Annotated in this window: 18 protein-coding genes; 7 read left to right on the top strand and 11 right to left on the bottom strand. The window is 71.7% G+C overall.

The annotated features are described in order from the left end of the window. Window positions 1-83 precede the first annotated feature (83 nt). Window positions 84-881: a S16 family serine protease gene (locus ACIRO3_RS32450; RefSeq protein WP_366149724.1), complete on the top strand. Its 798-nt coding sequence runs from the start codon at window positions 84-86 to the stop codon at window positions 879-881. On the opposite strand, the gene ACIRO3_RS32445 is transcribed toward ACIRO3_RS32450, so the two are convergent. The 8 genes from ACIRO3_RS32445 to ACIRO3_RS32410 all read right to left on the bottom strand — a co-directional run bounded on the left by ACIRO3_RS32445 (window position 811) and on the right by ACIRO3_RS32410 (window position 7,392). Continuing rightward, window positions 811-2,157, bottom strand: a complete 1,347-nt coding sequence (locus tag ACIRO3_RS32445) for an MFS transporter (RefSeq protein WP_404142815.1) — start codon at window positions 2,155-2,157, stop codon at window positions 811-813. The two genes, ACIRO3_RS32450 and ACIRO3_RS32445, sit on opposite strands and share 71 nt — an antisense overlap. After that, window positions 2,154-2,396, bottom strand: coding sequence for a hypothetical protein (locus ACIRO3_RS32440; RefSeq protein WP_404142813.1), 243 nt, complete (start codon window positions 2,394-2,396; stop codon window positions 2,154-2,156). The genes ACIRO3_RS32445 and ACIRO3_RS32440 overlap by 4 nt, the downstream gene beginning before the upstream one ends. 63 nt (window positions 2,397-2,459) lie before the next feature. After that, complete coding sequence (locus ACIRO3_RS32435) at window positions 2,460-3,074, bottom strand: ArsR/SmtB family transcription factor (RefSeq protein ID WP_404142811.1); 615 nt, start codon at window positions 3,072-3,074, stop codon at window positions 2,460-2,462. Between the two features lie 73 nt (window positions 3,075-3,147). After that, window positions 3,148-4,125, bottom strand: a complete 978-nt coding sequence (locus ACIRO3_RS32430) for a glycine betaine ABC transporter substrate-binding protein (protein WP_404142808.1) — start codon at window positions 4,123-4,125, stop codon at window positions 3,148-3,150. Beyond that, the gene (locus ACIRO3_RS32425; RefSeq protein WP_404142806.1) at window positions 4,126-4,992 is read right to left on the bottom strand and encodes an ABC transporter permease; all 867 of its coding nucleotides are present in this window, start codon (window positions 4,990-4,992) and stop codon (window positions 4,126-4,128) included. Continuing rightward, entirely contained in the window at window positions 4,989-6,251 is a 1,263-nt protein-coding gene (locus tag ACIRO3_RS32420; RefSeq protein ID WP_361771700.1) for a betaine/proline/choline family ABC transporter ATP-binding protein, read from the bottom strand. Before ACIRO3_RS32420 ends, ACIRO3_RS32425 begins: the two co-directional genes overlap by 4 nt. After that, window positions 6,244-6,891: an ABC transporter permease gene (locus tag ACIRO3_RS32415; protein ID WP_404142802.1), complete on the bottom strand. Its 648-nt coding sequence runs from the start codon at window positions 6,889-6,891 to the stop codon at window positions 6,244-6,246. The genes ACIRO3_RS32420 and ACIRO3_RS32415 overlap by 8 nt, the downstream gene beginning before the upstream one ends. Before the next feature lie 30 nt (window positions 6,892-6,921). Beyond that, window positions 6,922-7,392 carry an Lrp/AsnC family transcriptional regulator gene (locus ACIRO3_RS32410; RefSeq protein WP_267803306.1) on the bottom strand — a complete coding sequence of 157 codons (471 nt, stop codon included), beginning with the start codon at window positions 7,390-7,392 and terminating at the stop codon, window positions 6,922-6,924. A gap of 132 nt (window positions 7,393-7,524) precedes the next feature. On the opposite strand from ACIRO3_RS32410, the gene hppD reads away from it, so the two are divergent. Further along, the gene (gene hppD, locus ACIRO3_RS32405) at window positions 7,525-8,685 is read left to right on the top strand and encodes a 4-hydroxyphenylpyruvate dioxygenase (protein ID WP_361771698.1); all 1,161 of its coding nucleotides are present in this window, start codon (window positions 7,525-7,527) and stop codon (window positions 8,683-8,685) included. Window positions 8,686-8,733: 48 nt separating this feature from the next. Here the strand turns inward: hppD and ACIRO3_RS32400 are convergent, their stop codons facing one another. Further along, window positions 8,734-10,377 carry a tetratricopeptide repeat protein gene (locus tag ACIRO3_RS32400; RefSeq protein WP_404142798.1) on the bottom strand — a complete coding sequence of 548 codons (1,644 nt, stop codon included), beginning with the start codon at window positions 10,375-10,377 and terminating at the stop codon, window positions 8,734-8,736. 96 nt (window positions 10,378-10,473) lie between these two features. Between ACIRO3_RS32400 and ACIRO3_RS32395 the strand changes: the two genes are divergently transcribed. Beyond that, the gene (locus ACIRO3_RS32395) at window positions 10,474-11,856 is read left to right on the top strand and encodes an FAD-binding oxidoreductase (protein ID WP_404142795.1); all 1,383 of its coding nucleotides are present in this window, start codon (window positions 10,474-10,476) and stop codon (window positions 11,854-11,856) included. A gap of 58 nt (window positions 11,857-11,914) precedes the next feature. On the opposite strand, the gene ACIRO3_RS32390 is transcribed toward ACIRO3_RS32395, so the two are convergent. After that, a complete protein-coding gene (locus tag ACIRO3_RS32390; protein ID WP_404142792.1) occupies window positions 11,915-12,394 on the bottom strand; it encodes an SsgA family sporulation/cell division regulator in 480 nt (159 codons plus the stop codon). 272 nt (window positions 12,395-12,666) lie between these two features. Here ACIRO3_RS32390 and ACIRO3_RS32385 point away from each other — a divergent pair, with 272 nt between their 5' ends. Further along, window positions 12,667-14,100 (top strand): RDD family protein, encoded by a 1,434-nt coding sequence (locus ACIRO3_RS32385; protein WP_404142790.1) that lies wholly within the window; start codon window positions 12,667-12,669, stop codon window positions 14,098-14,100. A 112-nt stretch (window positions 14,101-14,212) separates the two neighbouring features. Further along, a complete protein-coding gene (locus ACIRO3_RS32380) occupies window positions 14,213-14,986 on the top strand; it encodes an RDD family protein (RefSeq protein ID WP_404142788.1) in 774 nt (257 codons plus the stop codon). 96 nt (window positions 14,987-15,082) lie between these two features. Here the strand turns inward: ACIRO3_RS32380 and ACIRO3_RS32375 are convergent, their stop codons facing one another. Next, entirely contained in the window at window positions 15,083-15,376 is a 294-nt protein-coding gene (locus ACIRO3_RS32375) for a hypothetical protein (RefSeq protein WP_361771692.1), read from the bottom strand. A gap of 461 nt (window positions 15,377-15,837) precedes the next feature. Here ACIRO3_RS32375 and ACIRO3_RS32370 point away from each other — a divergent pair, with 461 nt between their 5' ends. Further along, window positions 15,838-18,186 carry an immune inhibitor A domain-containing protein gene (locus tag ACIRO3_RS32370; RefSeq protein ID WP_404142907.1) on the top strand — a complete coding sequence of 783 codons (2,349 nt, stop codon included), beginning with the start codon at window positions 15,838-15,840 and terminating at the stop codon, window positions 18,184-18,186. Between the two features lie 112 nt (window positions 18,187-18,298). After that, a complete protein-coding gene (locus ACIRO3_RS32365; protein ID WP_404142786.1) occupies window positions 18,299-18,601 on the top strand; it encodes a hypothetical protein in 303 nt (100 codons plus the stop codon). Window positions 18,602-18,692 lie beyond the last annotated feature (91 nt).

Here is an 18,692-nt window from a genome sequence, read left to right as displayed (position 1 = left end):
TACGGGGTCTTGCGCGCGCCCCGCGCGCGGACGGCGTGCCGGGTCACGCGGGAGGGACCGACCCGGCCCGATAGATTGGCCGGGTGCTCTCACGCCTCACACGTCTGCCGCGTCCCGCCGCCCTGGCGCTCTGCGCCCTGCCCCTGGTCGGATTGTTGGCCGTGGCGGCGTTCGCGCCGTTGCCCTTCGTGATCGCCCAGCCCGGGCTCACGGCCGACGTGCTGGGCTCGCGCGACGGCAAGCCCGTCATCGCCGTCACGGGCGCGCCCACCAGGGACACCAAGGGGCAGCTCCGGATGACCACCATCCAGGCCACCGGTCCCTCCACGACGGTGCGCCTGCCCGAACTCGTCGACCACTGGTTCGACACCACGCGGGCGGTCATGCCCAAGGACGCGGTGTATCCCTCGGGCGGGAACGACAGGGAGATCGAAGAGCACAATCTGGAGGAAATGACCAAGTCGCAGTCGACGGCCTCCGCCGCCGCGCTCGGCTATCTCCACAAGGACCCCAACGACGTCAAGGTCACGCTGAACCTCGCCGACGTCGGCGGTCCGAGTGCCGGTCTCCTCTTCTCCCTCGGCATCGTCGACAAGCTCGACGGCGACGGGAGCGGCGGCGACCTCACCGGCGGCCGGAACATCGCCGGGACGGGCACCATCAGCCCGAGCGGCGAGGTGGGCGCGGTGGGCGGGGTGGCGTTGAAGACGCAGGCCGCCAAGCGGGACGGGGCGAGCGTGTTCCTCGTACCGAAGGCGGAGTGCTCCGACGCCCTGTCCGAACTTCCCGAGGGGCTTCGGCTGATCCCGGTCACTTCCCTGACGGATGCGGTGAGCGCCCTTCGGGCACTGGACAAGGGGCAGCCGGTTCCGTCCTGCTGACGGCCTGCCGCGCGGGCACGGCCCGGTCGTCCCGGTCGGTCCTCTCGACCCGGCCCGGTCGGTCGTTCAGGCCGTCCCAGGTCGGGAACACCAACGGGCTGAGCGTGGCCAGCAGATAGACCCCGCCGAAGGCCAGGAGCGCCGGTCCGGCGCCGAACCCGTCGACCAGCAGGCCCGCCGCGAGGCCGCCCAGCGGCATCGTCAGCTCGCAGCCCGCCGTGGTCACCCCGGACACCCGGCTGCGCAGCGCGTCCGGGACCTTCTCCATCATCACGGTGGTCAGGATCGGGTTCAGCACGCCCGCGCCCAGCCCGGACAGCGCCATCGTCACCGCGAGCGGCAGCGGGGTGTCGGTGAACGCGGCCACGACGAACCGGGGCGCCCCGCACAGCAGGAAGGCCGCCGCGAAGACCGTCCGGGGCCGGTACCGCCCGCCCCACGCCCCGTAGAGCAGGGCGCCCAGCAGCGCGAACCCGCCGAACAGGGAGACCATCAGGCCGAGGGCGGTGGCCCCGCCGAGCGCCTCGCGGCCGTGCACGGGCAGCAGGACCGAGGACCAGCCCTGGTCCAGGCCGTTGGTCACCATCACCATCAAGGTGATGCCCGTCAGCAGCCGCGAACGGACCAGGAAGGCCCATCCCTCGGCCAGTTCGGCCCGGTACCCCGCGAACGAGGCCTTCTCCGAGGTGCGTTGCGGCTCGGCGGCCGGTATCCCGCGCAGGAAGGCGGCCACGAGCAGCGCCGAGAGGGCGAAGCTGGCCGCGTCCAGGAACAGTACGGTCTCGGCCCCGAAGCCGGCGATCAGTACGCCGGCCACCGCGGCGCCGACCATCCGGGCCCCGCGCGAGACCGCGTCGTACAGGCCGGCCGCCTTGGCGACGGTGGTTCCGGCGTGCTCGGCGAGGTGGGGGATCAGGACGTAGCGCGCGGTCAGCCCGGGAGTGTGGACGAGGCCGCCGATCGCCATCAGGGCGCACAGCGTCCAGAACTCCAGCAACCCCGCGTGGTGCAGCAGCGGGACGGCGCCGACCGACAGCGCGCAGATCAGGTCGGAGACGGCCGAGACCCGGCGGCGCCCGATCCGGTCGATGACCGGGCCGCCGACGAGCGCGGCGACGATGACGGGCAGGGTGGCGCAGAAGGCGACGATCCCGGCCCGGCCGGCGCTGCCCGTGCTCTGCAGGACGAACCACGGGACGCCGATGAGGGTGAGCGAACTCCCGGCTGTGGAGATCGCGTTGGCGGCCAGTACGGCCGCGAAGGGGCGACGGCTCACGAGGCGCCGCCGCGCACCACGCGGGAGTGGACGTGCGCGGGCCGCATGAGCCGGATGCCGGCGGCGACCAGGGCTTCCCCGAGCCGGTTGCGCAGCGCGGGGAGCACGGCCGGCAAGGTCCCGGGCGCGACCGGGGCGGCGCTCCGGGCGAGGTGCCAGGCGGCGGCCTCGGCGGCCAGTTCGGCGGTACGGCCGGCGTGGAGCGCGGTGTGCAGGTCGGTGTGGGCGAAGGCGTGCATGGCAGGACTCCTTCTGTCGGGTGCCCGCGTCGGCGAGGCGGTGGGGGCTGCTCGGTGTGGCGGCTACTCGGTGTGGCGCGGGAAGGCGTGCGTGTGGAAACGGACCGTCTCCGTGCCCTCCGACGGCGGCAGATCGCGGTAGCTGTTGATCAGGTCGTGCAGTTTGTGGATGAGTTCGAGGGACTGTCCGGCCGTCAGCCGGAGCGTGAAGTCGCTGATGTCCGAGGCCGCGCGCCAGTCCTGGGGCCAACTCGACGCCTCGCTCATCCAGGTGGCGAGTTCCTGCGCGTGCATCTTCGTGATCTCGGACAGGAAGACGTCCGCGGCGACCCGCGTCTGCGGATCGGCGGCGTGGATCAGCGACTCGTCGAAGCCCGTGCCGTCGTGGGAGGCCCGCCACCAGCGCTCGCGGCCCTTGCCGTGCTCGGGCGCGTCCTCGACGAACCCGTGCGCGGCCAGTTGGCGCAGGTGGTAGCTGGTGGCTCCGCTGGACTCGCCCAGGCGCTCGGCGAGTCGGGAGGCCGTGGCCGGGCCGTGCAGGCGCAGGGCGCCCAACAGGCGGATGCGCAGCGGGTGGGCGAGGCCGCGCAGGGAGTGCGCGTCGAGCATGCGGACCTGCGGCTCGACGGGCTCGACGGGCTCGATCGGCTGCGGGTTCTGGGCGTTCTTCTCGGGCATGGCTCCACGATAGAGTTGCAAAGATTCCTATGCAAGGGTTTCTTTGCAACGTTCTCTTTGGAACTCCCTGCGGCTAACCCTCCTCGATGAACCCTTCCTTCAGCAGCCAGTCCTTCGCCACCGCGTGCGGGTCCTGGCCCTCCACGTCCACCTTGGCGTTCAGCTCCCGCGCCACCTCGGTCGTCAGCCGCTGCGTCACCGGCGCCAGCAGCTTCGCAATCACGGGGTGCTCTGCGAACGTCTTGGCGTTGATGGCGGGCGCCGCGTTGTAGTTGGGGAAGAACCGCTTGTCGTCCTCCATGATGTCCAGGTCCATGGCCTTGATCCGGCCGTCCGTGGTGAACGCCTCGCCCAACAGGCAGGAGTCGGACGCGGAGACCTGGGTGTAGATGATCCCGGCGTCCATCTTCCGGATGTTGCCGGTGGGGATCCGCATCCCGTACGCCTTCTCCATGCCGGGCAGCCCGTCCTCCCGCGAGGCGAACTCGTTCTCCACGCACAAGGTCACCGCCGACGGGTCCTTGCGGGCCAGCGCCGCCACGTCCGACATCGTCCTCAGCTTGTACTTCGCGTTGTTCTTCTTGCTGATGGCCAGCGTGTAGGTGTTGTTGAGCGTGGCCGGCGGCAGCCACACCACCCCGTTGCGCAGGTCCGCCTTGCGCACCGCGTCCCACTGCCCCCGCGGATCGTCGATGGGCTCGGTGTTCCCCAGGTACGTGATCCAGGCCGTGCCCGTGTACTCGTACATGGCGTCCGCGTCGCCCTTGCGGACGGCCTCGCGCGCGCTGATCGAGCCGGGCAGGTTGGTGCGGTCCAGCACCTCCGCGCCCGCCGCCTTGAAGACGAGGCCGAGGATCTGGCCGAGGATGATGTTCTCGCTGAAGTTCTTCGAGGTCACCGTCAGGGAGGCGCCCGTCAGGGGCTCGCCCCGCCCGACCGACCCGGGACGGACGTCGTCCACCATCGGGGAACCGCTCTTGAGCCCGCAGCCGGCGAGCGCCAGCAGGGTGGCGACCGCGACCGTCGCGGTCCGTACGCGGAAGGTGCGCATCTACGCCTCCAGGCCGTGCGGCGTCAGGACCGTCTCCGCGAGGGAGGCCAGCCAGTCCACGAACAGGGCCAGGACCACCGTCAGCACGGACCCCACGATCAGCACCGGCATCCGCTGCGTCTGGATCCCGGAGGTGATCAGGTCGCCCAGGCCCCCGCCGCCGCCGAAGGTGGCCAGGGTCGCGGTGCCGACGTTGAGGACGAGCGCGGTCCGCACGCCGGCCAGGATCAGCGGGACGGCCAGCGGCAACTCCACCTTCCGCAGGGTGCCCGTCGAGGACATGCCGATCCCGTGCGCCGCCTCCACCAGCAGGGGGTCGATGGCCCGGAGCCCGGCCACGGTGTTCGAGAGCACCGGCAGGACGGCGTACGCGACCATCCCGATGATCGCGGTCGACGGCCCGATGCCCAGCCAGATCACCAGCAGGGCCAGCAGGCCGATGGCCGGGGTGGCCTGGCCGATGTTGGCGAGACCGGTCACGAACGGCGAGGCGCGGCGCAGTGCGCCGCGGGTGAGGGCGATGCCGAGGGGGATCGCGATGATCAGCACCCAGAAGGTGGAGATGGCCGTGAGCTGGATGTGCTGCCACAGCCGGAGCCGGACGTTGCCGCCGCCCAGCGAGTTCCGTTCGATGACGTCGAGCGGGATGTTGGTGATCCACAGGTACAGGGCCAGCACCACCAGGGCCAGGACGACGGGCGGTACCACCAGCCTGCGCCAACCGATCCGGCGGAACGGACCGGGAGGCGGGGGAGTGGGGGGCCGGTCGAGGTCCTCCGCGAGTTCGTCGCGGAACGGGAGGCCCTTGACCTCGTGCTCGCCGGGGGGACGTTCGCCCGGGGGGCGCTGCGGGGAGGCGGTGGTCATGAGGTGCCCGCACCGCCCTCCAGCTCCTGTTCCGTCCGGTGGTGGCGCAGTTCCTCCAGGTCGTGCGCGTGCTCCGCGGCGGTGAGCCGGTCGGCCTCCAGCATCTCGTGCACCGAGTTCATGAGTGTCTCCATGTCCACGACACCGATGTACTCGCCGCGCCGCCCGGTCACGGCGACCCGCCCCCCGCTGTCCGTGAGGACAGCCTCCAGGGCGTCGTGCAGGGTCGCGTCCCGGGTCACGGTGTCGTGCACCAACTGCCCGGCCCGGGCCAGCGATCCCTTGGCGCGCATCAGGTCGCCGCGGCGCAGCCACTTGTACGGGCGACCGCCCCGGTCGAGCATCAGCAGTTCGTTGTGCCGGCCGCCGCGCAGCGTGCTGAAGATCAACTGGAGCGGGTCGTCGACCGACACCGTCGGGAAGTCGGCGATGCCCACGTCGCGCACGCGGGTGAGGTTGAGCCGCTTGAGGGCGGCGCCCGCGCCGACGAACCCGGAGACGAAGTCGTCGGTGGGGTTGGTGAGGATGGCTTCCGGGGTGTCGAACTGGGCGATGTGCGACCGCTCGCGCAGGACCGCGATCCGGTCCCCGAGCTTGATGGCCTCGTCGAAGTCGTGGGTGACGAACACGATCGTCTTGTGCAGCTCGTGCTGGAGCCGGATCAGCTCGTCCTGGAGGTGGTCGCGGGTGATCGGGTCGACGGCGCCGAAGGGCTCGTCCATGAGCAGCACCGGCGGGTCCGCGGCCAGCGCCCGGGCCACGCCCACCCGCTGCTGCTGGCCGCCGGAGAGCTGGCGGGGGTAACGGCCGTGGAACTCGCGGGGGTCCAGGCCCACCAGGTCGAGCATCTCCTCGACCCGGTCCTTGACCCGCGACTTGGACCAGCCGGTCATCTTCGGCACCAGGGCGATGTTGTCCGCGACCGTCATGTGCGGGAAGAGCCCGGAGGACTGGATCGCGTACCCGATCTTGCGGCGCAGCTTGACCGGGTCCATGTCGGTGACGTCCTCGTCGCCGATCCGGATCCGGCCGGAGGAGGGCTCGATCAACCGGTTGATCATCTTGAGCGTGGTGGACTTCCCGCAGCCCGAGGGGCCGACGAAGACGACCGTCTCGCCCGCCTTGATGTCCATCGACACGTCGTCCACGGCCGGGTTGGGATTGCCGTGGTAGCGCTTGGTGAGGTTCTCCAGCCGGATGGTCGCGCCGGAGGTCGCTGCCTTCGGGCTCGGGGTCGGCTCGGACGTCGGCTCAGACACGGATTCCCCTCGGGATGGTGAGACGGCCGAGCAGGACGTACGCGGCGTCGAAGAGGAGGGCCAGGATGACGATGCCGATCGTCCCGGCCAGGACCTGGTTGAGGGCGTTGGCGCTGCCGAGCGAGGCGATCCCGCGGAAGATCTCGTTGCCGAGACCGGGGCCCGAGGCGTACGCGGCGATCGCGGCGATGCCCATCAGCATCTGGGTGGACACCCGGATGCCGGTCAGGATCGGCGGCCAGGCCAGCGGCAGCTCCACCCGCAGCAGCCGGGCGGACCGGGACATCCCGATGCCCGTGGCCGCGTCGACCAGCGTCGGGTCGACCCCGCGCAGGCCGACGATCGAGTTCCGGACGATGGGCAGCAGCCCGTACAGGGTCAGGGAGATCACCGCGGGTGCGACGCCGAGGCCCACGATCGGGATCAGCAGACCGATCATGGCCAGCGAGGGGACCGTCAGGATGGTGGCGGTGGAGGTGATGGCGAGGCCGGCGCCCCAGCCGCTGCGGTAGGTGAGCACGCCGATCGCGATGCCGAGGGCCGTCGCGATCACCATGCACTGGAAGACGAGGCTGACCTGCTGGAAGGCGTCGACGAGGAGTTGCTGTCGTCGGCTGGACAGGTAGCTCCAGAAGCTCACGTCGCCTCACCTCGCCCGTCTGTCCGGGGATCAGTCGTCGTCGGCCGCCTGCTCGACCAGCGGGATGATCCGCAAGGGCACGGGGTTCTCCATGACGATCGCCGTGGAGGCCCGCACGATCCCATCGAACGCGACGACCCGGTCGATCACCCGTTGAAGGTCCGCGTTGGAGCGGGCCACGAGCCGGCACAGCATGTCCCCGTGACCGGTGGTGGTGTGCAGTTCCAGCACCTCGGGCACCCCGGTCAAGTGGGCCCGTACGTCGGCCCCTTGGCCCTGCTTGATCTCCAGCGTGGCGAAGGCGGTGACCGGGTACCCGAGGGCCGTCGGATCGACCTGTGGACCGAAACCGCGGATGACTCCATTCGACTGAAGCCGGTCGAGCCGCGCCTGCGCCGTGCCGCGCGCGACCCCCAGCCGGCGCGAGGCCTCCAGGACCCCGATCCGGGGCTCGCGGGCGAGCAGGACGATGAGACGCCCGTCGAGTTCGTCGATTCCCATGGTGCCCCCAGATCGGCCGGCGGGTGGTCATACTGCACAGATCTCTCAGCCATCCTGCGGCCGGATCGGGCATTCTGTACATAGAAAATCGAAACTGTTGCGCAGCTTGTGGATCGGCGGGACTCTGCGCTCATGACTGAGTCTCTGGCGAACCTCGAAACCGAAACCACCCCGCACACCGCGCGTGAGGCCGACCCCTTCCCGGTGAAGGGCATGGACGCGATCGTCTTCGCCGTGGGCAACGCCAAGCAGGCCGCGCACTACTACTCGACCGCGTTCGGCATGAAGCTCGTGGCGTACTCCGGACCGGAGAACGGCACCCGCGAGACGGCCTCCTACGTGCTCACCAACGGCGGCGCGCGCTTCGTGCTGACCTCGGTCATCAAGGCGAGCACCGACCACGGCCGCTTCCTCGCCGAGCACGTCGCCGACCACGGCGACGGCGTGATCGACCTCGCGATCGAGGTCCCGGACGCGCGCGCCGCGTACGCCTACGCCGTCGAGCACGGCGCCCGCGGCCTCGACGAGCCGTACGAGGTCAAGGACGAGCACGGCACCGTCGTCCTCGCCGCGATCGCCACCTACGGCCAGACCCGCCACACCCTGGTGGAGCGCAAGGACTACAGCGGCCCCTACCTGCCGGGCTACGTGGCCGTCGAACCGCTCGTCGCGCCGCCGGCCAAGCGGACCTTCCAGGCCGTCGACCACTGCGTGGGCAACGTCGAGCTCGGCCGGATGAACGAGTGGGTGGCGTTCTACAACAAGGTCATGGGCTTCACGAACATGAAGGAGTTCGTGGGCGACGACATCGCGACCGAGTACTCGGCCCTGATGTCGAAGGTGGTCGCGGACGGCACCCTCAAGGTGAAGTTCCCGATCAACGAGCCCGCGATCGCGAAGAAGAAGTCGCAGATCGACGAGTACCTGGAGTTCTACGGCGGCGCCGGCGTCCAGCACATCGCGCTCGCCTCGAACGACATCGTGGCGACCGTCCGCACCATGCGCGCCGCGGGCGTCGCCTTCCTCGACACCCCGGACTCGTACTACGACACCCTCGGCGACTGGGCCGGCGAGACCCGGGTGCCCGTCGAGACCCTGCGCGAGCTGAAGATCCTGGTCGACCGCGACGAGGACGGCTACCTGCTCCAGATCTTCACCAAGCCGGTCCAGGACAAGCCGACCGTCTTCTTCGAGATCATCGAGCGGCACGGCTCGATGGGCTTCGGCAAGGGCAACTTCAAGGCCCTCTTCGAGGCGATCGAGCGCGAGCAGGAGAAGCGCGGCAACCTGTAGGACCGTGACGTCGCCGGCGGGGCCCTCGGGCCCCGCCGGGGACGATCGTCAGTCCTGCTCCGGCTTCGGTTCCTGTTCCGGCCGCGGGGCGGCGGGCCTCGCCGGCTCCGGCTTCGGCGCCGGTTCGGCCTCCGGAGCCGCCTTCGAGGGCTTCGGCCCCCCGGGCTTGGCCGGCTGCGACTTCGGCTTCGCGGGCGCGGGCTTCGCCGGGGCGGGCTTGGCGGGCGCGGGCTTCGGCTTGTTCGGCTTCGGGAGTTCCGGCTCCACCCAGGGGGTGCGCGGTTCGAGGTTCTCCGGCCCGCCCTGCGGCGGCCGGCCCACCGCCTCCAACGCCTCCTTCGCCAGGGGCGAGCGCACCGGCGAGAACCGCGGATTGGTCCGCATCGCCTCCTGCAGGTGCCGCCGCGCCGCCGCCTCGTCGCCCAGAGCCCGTTCGATCATGGCCCGGTGGAAGGCGAACTCCGCACTGCGCAGACCCGGTTCGGTCGCCCTCTTCGCGTACTCCAGCGCCGCCGCGTCATCGCCCGCCCGGTGCAGGGCCCACCCCAGCGCGTCGGCCACCTGCATGCTCTTGCTCAGCGACCACTCCTGCGACAGCCGCCGCACCGCCGCCGACGGGTCGCCGTGGTCGGCCTCGTACAGGCCCAGCACCACCGACTCGTTCACCCCGTGCGTACCGCCCCGCTTCGTCATCGTGCCCAGCGCGTCGTACAGCACCTTCGCCTCGTCCGCCCGCCCCAGCGACTCCAACAGCTCGCCCAGCTCCAACGCCAGCTGCGGCACCGGCGTGCGGCCCAGCGCCAGCCGGTAGTCCCGCACCGCCTCACCGCCCCGCCCCAGCGCCGCCAGCGTCCGCGCCCGGCCGCCCAGCGCCTCCGCCCGCGCCGGGTCCGTCCGCAGCGCCGCCTCGTACTGGCCCAGCGCCTCCGCGGCGTCACCCCGCTCCCACAACAGCTCCCCGAGCCGGAAGAGCACGTACGCCTTCTCCGCCGGGGTCTTCGCCGCGCCCCCCGCCTGCTCCAGCGCCACCACCGCGTCCTCGCGCCAGCCGCGGTCCCGGTACACCTGCGAGGCCCTGAGGTTCGAGGCCAGCCCCGAGTGGAGCTCCTCCAACCGTTCCAGCGCCTTCTGCGCGGCCTTGTAGTCGCCCAGGCCCGTGTACGCGTCCACGAGCACCGGGTACGCCGTCCACCGGCGCGGCGCCTGGGCCCGCACCAACTCGCCCCACTTCTTGCCGGTCCCGAAGTCCCGGCGCGCGTTGGCGAGCGCGCCCATGCCCGTCATGGCGTCGAAGTTGCCCTGCTCGGCGGGCCGCAGCTCCAGCGACCGCTTGAGGGCCTTCTCCGACCTCGGGTACCAGGCCGTGTCGGCCGTGCGCCGGCCCTGCTCCAGGTACGCGGACCCGAGGACGGCCCACGAGGCCACGTCGTCCGGATGCCGGGAGACCTGCTTCTCCCGGTCGGCGACCAGGGCCGTCAGGTCCACCGCCGCGGCCGGGGTGCCCAGGCCGACCGCGGACGCGGCCCGCTCGCTGGGCCCCGGGGGGCGGGCGTCGTCACCGGTCCGGGCCGGGCGGATCAGCAGGGCCCCGGCGATCAGGACCACGGCGACCGCGGCCGCCACGAGCGTCTTGCGGCCGGTGAAGGTCACGGGCGGCGCGGGCTGCTGCGCTTCCTCGTCGATACGGTCCATGTGCTCACTGTGCGTCAATATGAAGAGCTCGCCGAGGTGTCCGAAGAGGGTCGCGGCCGTGTTCACACCGATGGCCCCGGGTGCCACGCTGGCCTCATGGACGAAGACCTCTCCACCCGACTCCGTACCCGCCTCCTCGAAGGCCTCCCCCCGGAAGCGCTCCTCACCGACCCCCGGGTGACCGCCTCCTACGCCACCGACATGGCGAGCTTCTGCGCCGCCGGCACCCCGGCCGCCGTCGTCCTGCCCCGGACCGTGGAACAGGTGCGGCACGTCCTGCGCACCGCCACCGCCCTGCGCGTCCCCGTGGTTCCCCAGGGCGCCCGCACGGGCCTGTCGGGGGCCGCCAACGCCACCGACGGCTGCATCGTGCTGTCCCTGGTCAAGATGGACCGGATCCTGGAGATCTCCACCGTCGACCGGATCGCCGTGGTCGAGCCGGGCGTCGTCAACGCCGTCCTGTCGCGCGCCGTCGCCGAACACGGCCTGTACTACCCGCCCGACCCCTCCAGCTGGGAACAGTGCACCATCGGAGGCAACATCGGCACCGCCTCCGGCGGCCTGTGCTGCGTCAAGTACGGGGTCACCGCCGAGTACGTGCTCGGCCTCGACGTGGTGCTGGCCGACGGGCGGCTGCTGCGCACGGGCAGGCGTACCGCCAAGGGCGTCGCCGGCTACGACCTCACCCGGCTCTTCGTCGGCTCCGAGGGCAGCCTCGGCGTCGTGGTCCAGGCCGTCCTCGCACTGCGCCCCGCGCCGCCCCGGCAGCTCGCGCTCGCCGCCGAGTTCCCCTCGGCCGCCGCCGCGTGCGCGGCCGTCTGCGCCGTCATGGAGGCCGGGCTGACGCCCTCGCTGCTGGAGCTGATGGACCGGACGACCGTCCGCGCCGTCAACGCCCTCGGGAAGATGGGCCTGCCCGAGACCACCGAGGCGCTGCTGCTGGCCGCCTTCGACACCCCGCACGCCCCCGAGGACCTCGCCGCCGTGGGGGAGCTGTGCACGGCGGCCGGGGCGACGGCCGTCGTGCCCGCCGAGGACGAGGCGGAGTCGGAACTGCTCCTGCAGGCCCGCCGCATGTCGTTGACCGCGCTGGAGACCCTGCGACCCGCCACGATGATCGACGACGTGTGCGTGCCCCGCTCGCGGCTCGCCGAGATGCTGGACGGCACGGCGGAGATCGCCCGGACGCACGACCTGCTCATCGGGGTCTGCGCGCACGCGGGCGACGGCAACACCCACCCGGTGGTCTGCTTCGACCCCGCCGACGAGGACGAGGCCCGGCGGGCCCGCGCCTCCTTCGACGCGATCATGGCACTCGGTCTGGAACTGGGCGGGACGATCACCGGCGAGCACGGGGTCGGCGTCCTGAAGAAGGAGTGGCTCGCCCGGGAACTCGGTCCGGTGGGGCTGGAGATCCAGCGCGGGGTCAAGCAGGCCTTCGACCCGCTGGGCCTGCTCAACCCCGGCAAGCTCTTCTGACCCCTCCCGCGATCCCGTGCGGTGGCGGTGGCCGGGCGCGCGAGGGACGGCCCGGGCGTCACAGGTCCCCGTCCGCCGACTCGTCCGAGGGCCACGGGTCGCGCAGCCACAGGTCGTCGGCCGGCGTGGGGGTGAGCAGCTCGGCCAACGCCGCGTCCAGGCCGAGCCGCTCCGCCTCGCTGCCGGGCGGCACCTCGCGCAGGGTCCGCTCCAGCCACGCGGAGACCGCGCCCGCCGGCGCCTCCAGCAGCGCGTCACCGTCGGGGGAACTCAACGCCATGCACAACACGGGCTTGGTGTCGATCTTCGTGGGCCAGATCCGGACGTCCCCGTGACCGCACGGACGGAACACCCCCTCGACGAGCAGTTCCCGCGCGAAGGTCCAGTTGACCGGGGTGTGGGAGCCGGTGTGGAAGACGACGTGCACGGCGAACGGGTCGTCCGTCAGGTAGAGAAGCCTGGCGGGGACGGGGATGCTGCGCTCCGGGGACAGGACCAGCTTCAGTTCCAACTCGCGCTCGATGACGGGGTGGTGCATGACGGCCTCACTTCGGTGCGGTTCGACGCCTTCGGCGTGTGGGGGCGGGAGAGACCCCACACCCGCAGAGAGGCGCCGGGTGCCCGGTCATGACGCGACTTCGGTCATCGCGCCGCAGATTGGCCGAAAGCCGTCGTCTGACCGAAAACGTTCGGTTGGAGTGACGTTCGCTCAAAGGCTTGGAATCTCCCGTTACCGGACCTGTCGGCCCGGGGTTCTTGGCTATGGTCCTGCCCTGCACAAGCCTCAAGCCACGATCGGAGTTGGGGACATTGACGGCCTCCCCTGGTGACGGCGAGCACGCGGCCCGAGAGGGCTACTACCCCGATCCGTCCATCCCCGGGTTCGTCCGGTACTGGAACGGCTCCTCCTGGGTGCCCGGTACGAGCCGTCCCGCCCCCGCGGAGGAGACCGGCCCCGTGTTCCTGGACCAGACCTCCGCGACCGAGGCGCCGCCCGAGCCCCGCCGCCGACCCGAACCGGTGCCCGAACGAGGGTCCCGACCGGCGGCCGAGGCGGCCGACGCGGCCGGGTGGCAGGCCGATCCCGCGCACCAGGCCGGCTTCGGCGGCCCGCGCGACGTCCGGGTGTCCTGGGGCAACCGCGAGGAGGGCGCGCCCGAGTACGGGACCGGGGCGGCGTCGTCGGCCCGGACGCCGGCCGTGGCCGCCGCCGAACGGTTCCCCGCGCAGGCGTCGGGGGAGGGCGTCGGCATCCTGTCGGCCCGGTCGCCCGCGGCGGCCCCCGCCGCGCCGGCCCCCGGGCCCGGGCCCGTGCCCGCGCCCGCCCCCGTGCCCGCGCAGGCCTCCGCGCCCGAGCCGGCCCCCGTACCCGAGCCGGCCCCCGTACCCGAACCCGCTCCGGCGGCCGTCCGGGCGGCGGTCCCCGAGACCGACTGGCCCGCCGCGCCCGGCGGCGGGGGACCCGGCTCGGGGCTCACCTCGTCCTGGCCCGAGGCCACCGCGGGGGCCGCGGCCCCCCGTCTGCCCGAGGCGGCGGTCGCGGCGGCCCGGCGGTCCTCGGCGACCCCGAGACCCCCGGCGGCCCCCGAAGCCCCCGTCAGGGGCGCCGACGGGGCCGCACGGGTCGCACCCCCGGCCGCCCGGGACACGGCGAGCCCGGCAGCCTCCGTGACCCCGGCGCCCGTCCCCGCCCCGGCGCCCGCCCCGGCGGCCCCCGAGGCCCCGGCCGCGCCCCGCCGCACGGACCGGGCGGTCTTCGAGCGGATGGCGCAACGTGCCGTACGCCCCGCCGGGTTGGGGCGCCGGCTGCTGGCCCGCGTCCTGGACTCGCTGGTGTACGCCGCCGTCGCGGCGGGCGCCGCCGTGCCCTTCGTGCCGGCCGTCACGACCCACGTCGAGGCCAAGGTGGAGGCCGCGCGGGAGACCGGCCGCGCCACCACCGTGTGGCTGCTCGACGGGACCGTCTGCGGGTACCTGGCCCTCGTCCTGGCCGCCGTCCTGCTCTTCGGGGTCTTCTACGAGGCCCTGCCCACCGCCCGGTGGGGCCGCACCCCGGGCAAGAAGCTGTGCGGGGTCCGGGTCCTGGCCGTCGCCACCCTCCGCCCGCCCACCGTCGGCGCCGCCCTGCGCCGCTGGCTGGTGTGCGCGCTCCTCGGACTGCCGGGAGGCCTGCGGTGCCTGGGCGACCGCCCCCGCCGGCAGGCCTGGCACGACAAGGCGGCGAAGACGTACGTGGCCCGCTAGGCCGTCTCTTTCGGATCTTGCCGGGGGCGCCGGTGGGGCGCCGGTGGGCCGTGGTACCCCGAACGGACGCCGTCCCGTTGCGGGGCCGCCGTACCCGGGTTCGACTCGGGCCATGAGTACCGACCAGCCGCCGCCGGGCCCGCCGCCCGAGGACGACCCGTTCCTCAAGAAGCCGCAGGAACCGACTCCTCCGTCGGGCGGGTCACCGTACGGATCGCCGCCGCCCGCCGGTGGCGGGTACCCGCCACCCTCCGGTCCGGGCGGCCCCGGCGCCGGCGGGGGCCCGCCCCCGCAGCCCCCGTACGGCGGCGGCTCCGGCGGTGGTGGCTACCCGCCCCCGCCGCCGCCCCCCTACGGCGGCGGTGCCGGAGGAGGCGACCCGTACGGCATGCCGGACCCGCTCGCCGGGATGCCCCCGCTGGCCGACTTCGGCAAGCGGCTCGGCGCCCGCGTCATCGACCTGCTCATCGTCACCGTCCCGCTGTTCCTGATCCAACTGCCGTTCGGGAACCGCCGCTACATGGTCGACACGGACAAGGGCGAGGACGTCACCGAGGTCATCAGCAAGTCCTACGGCGGCAGCGGTCTGATCTGGACGCTCATCTCGATCATCGCGTACGTCGGCTACGACTGGTGGTTCACCAAGAAGAACGGCCAGACCATCGGCAAGAAGACGCTGGGCCTGCGCGTCGCGATGCTCAACGACGGCTCCGTGCCCACCTCGAACGCGTCCCTGGCCCGCGCGGCGGTGCTCTGGATCCCGACGCTGGTCTGCTGCTTCTGCCTCTGGCCGATCGCCCTGATCATCTCGATGCTCGTCGACAAGCCGTACAAGCAGGCCCTGCACGACAAGGTGGCCAAGACCGTGGTCGTCCGGTCGGGTTGAGCCGCACGGGGCCGCGAGGCCCCGCCCACGAGCACCGCCCGCGCGGGCGGTCGTCCCTCCGGGGACGGCCGCCCGCGCGACCGTGCCCGGACCGTTTCAGTGGTGCACGGGGTGTTCGGCGGCGGCCGCCCGGGGCTCAGGCACCCGGGCGGCCGCAGTCTCGTCCGCGGTGACCGCAGGGGCGTTCCCGGGCCCGCCGGCGGCGTGCCGGCCGCGGCGGCGGGGGTTGGGCACGGTGAGGGCGACGAGCAGGCCGAGGCCGAGGGCGGCCGCGGAGATGACCGCGACGCCGATGCCCGTGCTCGTCTGTGAGAGCAGCAGCATGGCGATCGTCGACACGACGACGGTGGCGGACCCGTAGGCGAGCTGTGCGGCAGTCGGACGCGGCATGGCGATTTCCGTCCTCAAGGGGGGAGGGGGAGTCGGCTCGACCCGATCGCGCGTCAAGGGACTCTACGAGTGGGGATGCCCGAGGGGAACTGTCGGTAAGCGTCGCCTCACGCGGACGGGGTCCCGTACCGGTGCACGGGGGGCGCACGGGGTCATACTCCGTTCATCCTCAAGGCCGACCCGGAGGCGCGAAGCGTGCCCTTCGCCCCCCTATGGCCGGGGAACGTCCGAATAGCGGAACTGCCTGACCGCATAGTGCAGTTGTAAGGAACAAGTCAAGGTCTGTCTTTTCTTGAGACTCTCCGGTCAAATGTCGTCACTTGAGACGCGCGCCGCGCGGAACCCCCCGCTCCTTCGGAGACGTTCCGACCTACGTTGCGGCCGCGGGAGGGGAACGACATCAAGTGACCAGCAACTCCGCCAGAAGGTTCGCCCTGCGCACCGTCGCCATCGCCGTGACGATGGGGGCCACCGCGGCCACCGGCGCCTTCTTCACCGCCGCCCAGGCAGTCGACCGCAGGGACGCCCCCGCGGTCGACCGTCAGGACCCGTCCGCTCCCGCCAAGGAGCAGGTCAAGCACGACCTCGAAGGACCGTTCAGCAAGCAGCAGGCGCAGGCGCGCGAGGCAGCCCTCGACCAGGTGCTGTCCGGCAAGAAGAACGTCGAGCAGCGCGGCGCCTCCAAGGTCGTCAAGCTCGACGACAAGAAGTACGTCGAGCTCGGCCGCGAGAAGACCGACAAGATCTTCACGATCCTCGTCGAGTTCGGCGACCAGGTCGACAGCACGACCATGTTCGACCCGGACGGTCCGGGTGGCCCCAAGCCGCCCGCGCCCAAGTACGGCGGCACCCCCGGTCCGCTGCACAACCAGATCGCCCAGCCCGACCGCAAGCTGGACAACAGCACGGCCTGGCAGAAGGACTACAGCCAGAAGCACTTCCAGGACCTGTACTTCGGTACCGGTGCCGGCAAGAACTCGCTGAAGACCTACTACGAGAAGACCTCCTCGGGCCGTTACTCGGTCGACGGTCAGGTCGCCGACTGGGTCAAGATCCCGTACAACGAGGCCCGTTACGGCTCGAACTACTGCGGTCAGACCAACTGCGCCAACGTCTGGGACACCGTCAAGGACGGCGTGGGCGCCTGGGCCGAGGCACAGAAGAAGGCCGGCAAGACCGACGCGCAGATCAAGGCCCAGCTGGCGCAGTACGACCAGTGGGACCGCAACGACTTCGACGGCGACGGCAACTTCAACGAGCCCGACGGCTACATCGACCACTTCCAGATCGTCCACGCGGGCGAGGACGAGTCGGCCGGTGGCGGCGTGCAGGGCACCAACGCCCTGTGGGCGCACCGCTGGTACGCCTACGGCACGGACGCCGGCAAGACCGGTCCGGCGAACAACAAGGCCGGCGGTACCCAGATCGGCAGCACCGGCATCTGGGTCGGCGACTACACGATGCAGCCCGAGAACGGCGGCCTCGGCGTCTTCGCGCACGAGTACGGCCACGACCTGGGCCTGCCGGACCTCTACGACACCTCCGGTGGCGGCGAGAACGGCGTCGGCTTCTGGTCCCTGATGTCCGCGGGCTCCTGGCTCGGCGCGGGCAAGGAGTCCATAGGCGACCTCCCGGGCGACATGACGGCCTGGGACAAGCTCCAGCTGGGCTGGCTGAACTACGGCGAGGCGAAGGCCGCGACGAAGTCCACCCACAAGCTGGGCGTCTCCGCGTACAACACCAAGGACAAGCAGGCGCTGGTCGTCGAGCTGCCGAAGAAGAAGGTCAAGACCGAGATCGTCGCTCCCGCCGAGGGTTCCTCGCAGTGGTGGAGCAACATGGGTGACGACCTCAAGAACACCCTGACCCGCTCGGTCGACCTGACCGGCAAGTCCTCCGCGGCCCTCTCCCTCAAGGGCTGGTGGGACATCGAGGCGGAGTACGACTTCCTGTACACCGAGGTGTCCACGGACGGCGGCGCCAACTGGACCGCCCTCGCCGGCACCGCCAACGGCACGGCCATCCCGGTCGACGCCGGCGGCAACCCCTCGCTGACCGGTGCCTCGGGCGCCTGGCAGAACCTGAACTACCCGCTGGACGCCTACGCGGGCAAGAAGGTCGACGTCCGCTTCCGCTACCAGACGGACGGCGGCGCGGGCGGCAAGGGCTTCACGGCCGACGCCGTCAACATCACCGCGGACGGCGCCACGCTGTTCACCGACGGCGCCGAGAACGGCGACAACGGCTGGACCGGCAAGGGCTTCTCGCGGGTCGGCGCCGACTTCACCAAGGAGTACGCGCAGTACTACCTGGCGGAGAACCGTCGCTACGTGTCCTCGGACGCCACGCTGAAGGTCGGCCCGTACAACTTCGGTTCGGCCGCCCGTCCCAAGTGGGTCGAGCACTACCCGTACCAGGACGGCCTGCTCATCTGGCAGTGGGACACCTCGCAGAAGGACAACAACACCAGTCAGCACCCGGGCCAGGGTCTGATCCTCCCGATCGACGCCAACGCCAAGCCCATGAAGTGGACCGACGGCACGCTGCTGCGGAACAAGATCCAGCCGTACGACGCGACGTTCAGCGCCTACTCCACGGACGCGTTCACGCTGCACAAGGCGGACCAGGAGCTCTTCATCAAGCCGAAGGCCGCCAACATGGTCTTCGACGACCACAAGGGCAAGTACTACTACGACGAGAACCCGACCGGCTCGGTGAAGGTCACTGACACCAACACCAAGATCAAGATCGCCAAGGAGACCTACGATGGTCTCCAGATGACGATCGAGGTCGGCCCCGCCGTCAAGTAGTTCGGTAAAGCCGCAGGTCAAAGCATGATCGGCCGTCGCCCTCTAGCGGGCGGCGGCCGATCGCGTTTAGATGCGGGGGCTGAGTTTCTTATTGACGGGGGAGCTGAAGATCATGCCCGGTGGAGGTTTCGTCAGATTGCCAGGCGGGAGCGTGGTGGTCGCGCTCACGCTGCCCAGGCCGTCCGGTGAGGGTGGAAATGTCCGCGTGCTGGTGCACGCCGCGAACCGGGCCCGCGCCCTGACCAGGCTGCGGAACCTCGGCATGCGGGCCGTCTACCTGCGGGGCAACGACCAGGCCCCGACCCCGGACGAGGTGACCGCCGTCCTGCACCACCCCGACGGCCTCCTGTGGCGCTCCGCCCCCGACCGGGCGCAGGAACTCTGGCACCCGATACGCGCCCTCCTGGGCGGCTAGGTCGTCTCTTTCGGATCTTGTCGGTCGGGGTCGCGGTGTCCGGTGCCGTGCCTGGCAAGGCGGAGGGGCACCCGTGTACTGGACGTACTCG

The sequence above is a fragment of the Streptomyces sp. NPDC102278 genome (genome assembly GCF_044766345.1).
Taxonomy (GTDB): domain Bacteria; phylum Actinomycetota; class Actinomycetes; order Streptomycetales; family Streptomycetaceae; genus Streptomyces.
The sequence above is the reverse complement of the archived record's forward strand: the minus strand, read 5'-3'. Positions and strand labels throughout refer to the sequence as shown.

What these genes read in the sequence shown, in the direction of transcription:
- ACIRO3_RS32440 (WP_404142813.1), bottom strand. Translation starts at nt 2,396, where the DNA reads ATGCACGCCTTCGCCCACACCGACCTGCACACCGCGCTCCACGCCGGC.
- ACIRO3_RS32435 (WP_404142811.1), bottom strand. Translation starts at nt 3,074, where the DNA reads ATGCCCGAGAAGAACGCCCAGAACCCGCAGCCGATCGAGCCCGTCGAG.
- ACIRO3_RS32430 (WP_404142808.1), bottom strand. Translation starts at nt 4,125, where the DNA reads ATGCGCACCTTCCGCGTACGGACCGCGACGGTCGCGGTCGCCACCCTG.
- ACIRO3_RS32425 (WP_404142806.1), bottom strand. Translation starts at nt 4,992, where the DNA reads ATGACCACCGCCTCCCCGCAGCGCCCCCCGGGCGAACGTCCCCCCGGC.
- ACIRO3_RS32410 (WP_267803306.1), bottom strand. Translation starts at nt 7,392, where the DNA reads ATGGGAATCGACGAACTCGACGGGCGTCTCATCGTCCTGCTCGCCCGC.
- hppD (WP_361771698.1), top strand. Translation starts at nt 7,525, where the DNA reads ATGACTGAGTCTCTGGCGAACCTCGAAACCGAAACCACCCCGCACACC.
- ACIRO3_RS32400 (WP_404142798.1), bottom strand. Translation starts at nt 10,377, where the DNA reads ATGGACCGTATCGACGAGGAAGCGCAGCAGCCCGCGCCGCCCGTGACC.
- ACIRO3_RS32395 (WP_404142795.1), top strand. Translation starts at nt 10,474, where the DNA reads ATGGACGAAGACCTCTCCACCCGACTCCGTACCCGCCTCCTCGAAGGC.
- ACIRO3_RS32390 (WP_404142792.1), bottom strand. Translation starts at nt 12,394, where the DNA reads ATGCACCACCCCGTCATCGAGCGCGAGTTGGAACTGAAGCTGGTCCTG.
- ACIRO3_RS32380 (WP_404142788.1), top strand. Translation starts at nt 14,213, where the DNA reads ATGAGTACCGACCAGCCGCCGCCGGGCCCGCCGCCCGAGGACGACCCG.
- ACIRO3_RS32375 (WP_361771692.1), bottom strand. Translation starts at nt 15,376, where the DNA reads ATGCCGCGTCCGACTGCCGCACAGCTCGCCTACGGGTCCGCCACCGTC.
- ACIRO3_RS32370 (WP_404142907.1), top strand. Translation starts at nt 15,838, where the DNA reads ATGGGGGCCACCGCGGCCACCGGCGCCTTCTTCACCGCCGCCCAGGCA.
- ACIRO3_RS32365 (WP_404142786.1), top strand. Translation starts at nt 18,299, where the DNA reads ATGCCCGGTGGAGGTTTCGTCAGATTGCCAGGCGGGAGCGTGGTGGTC.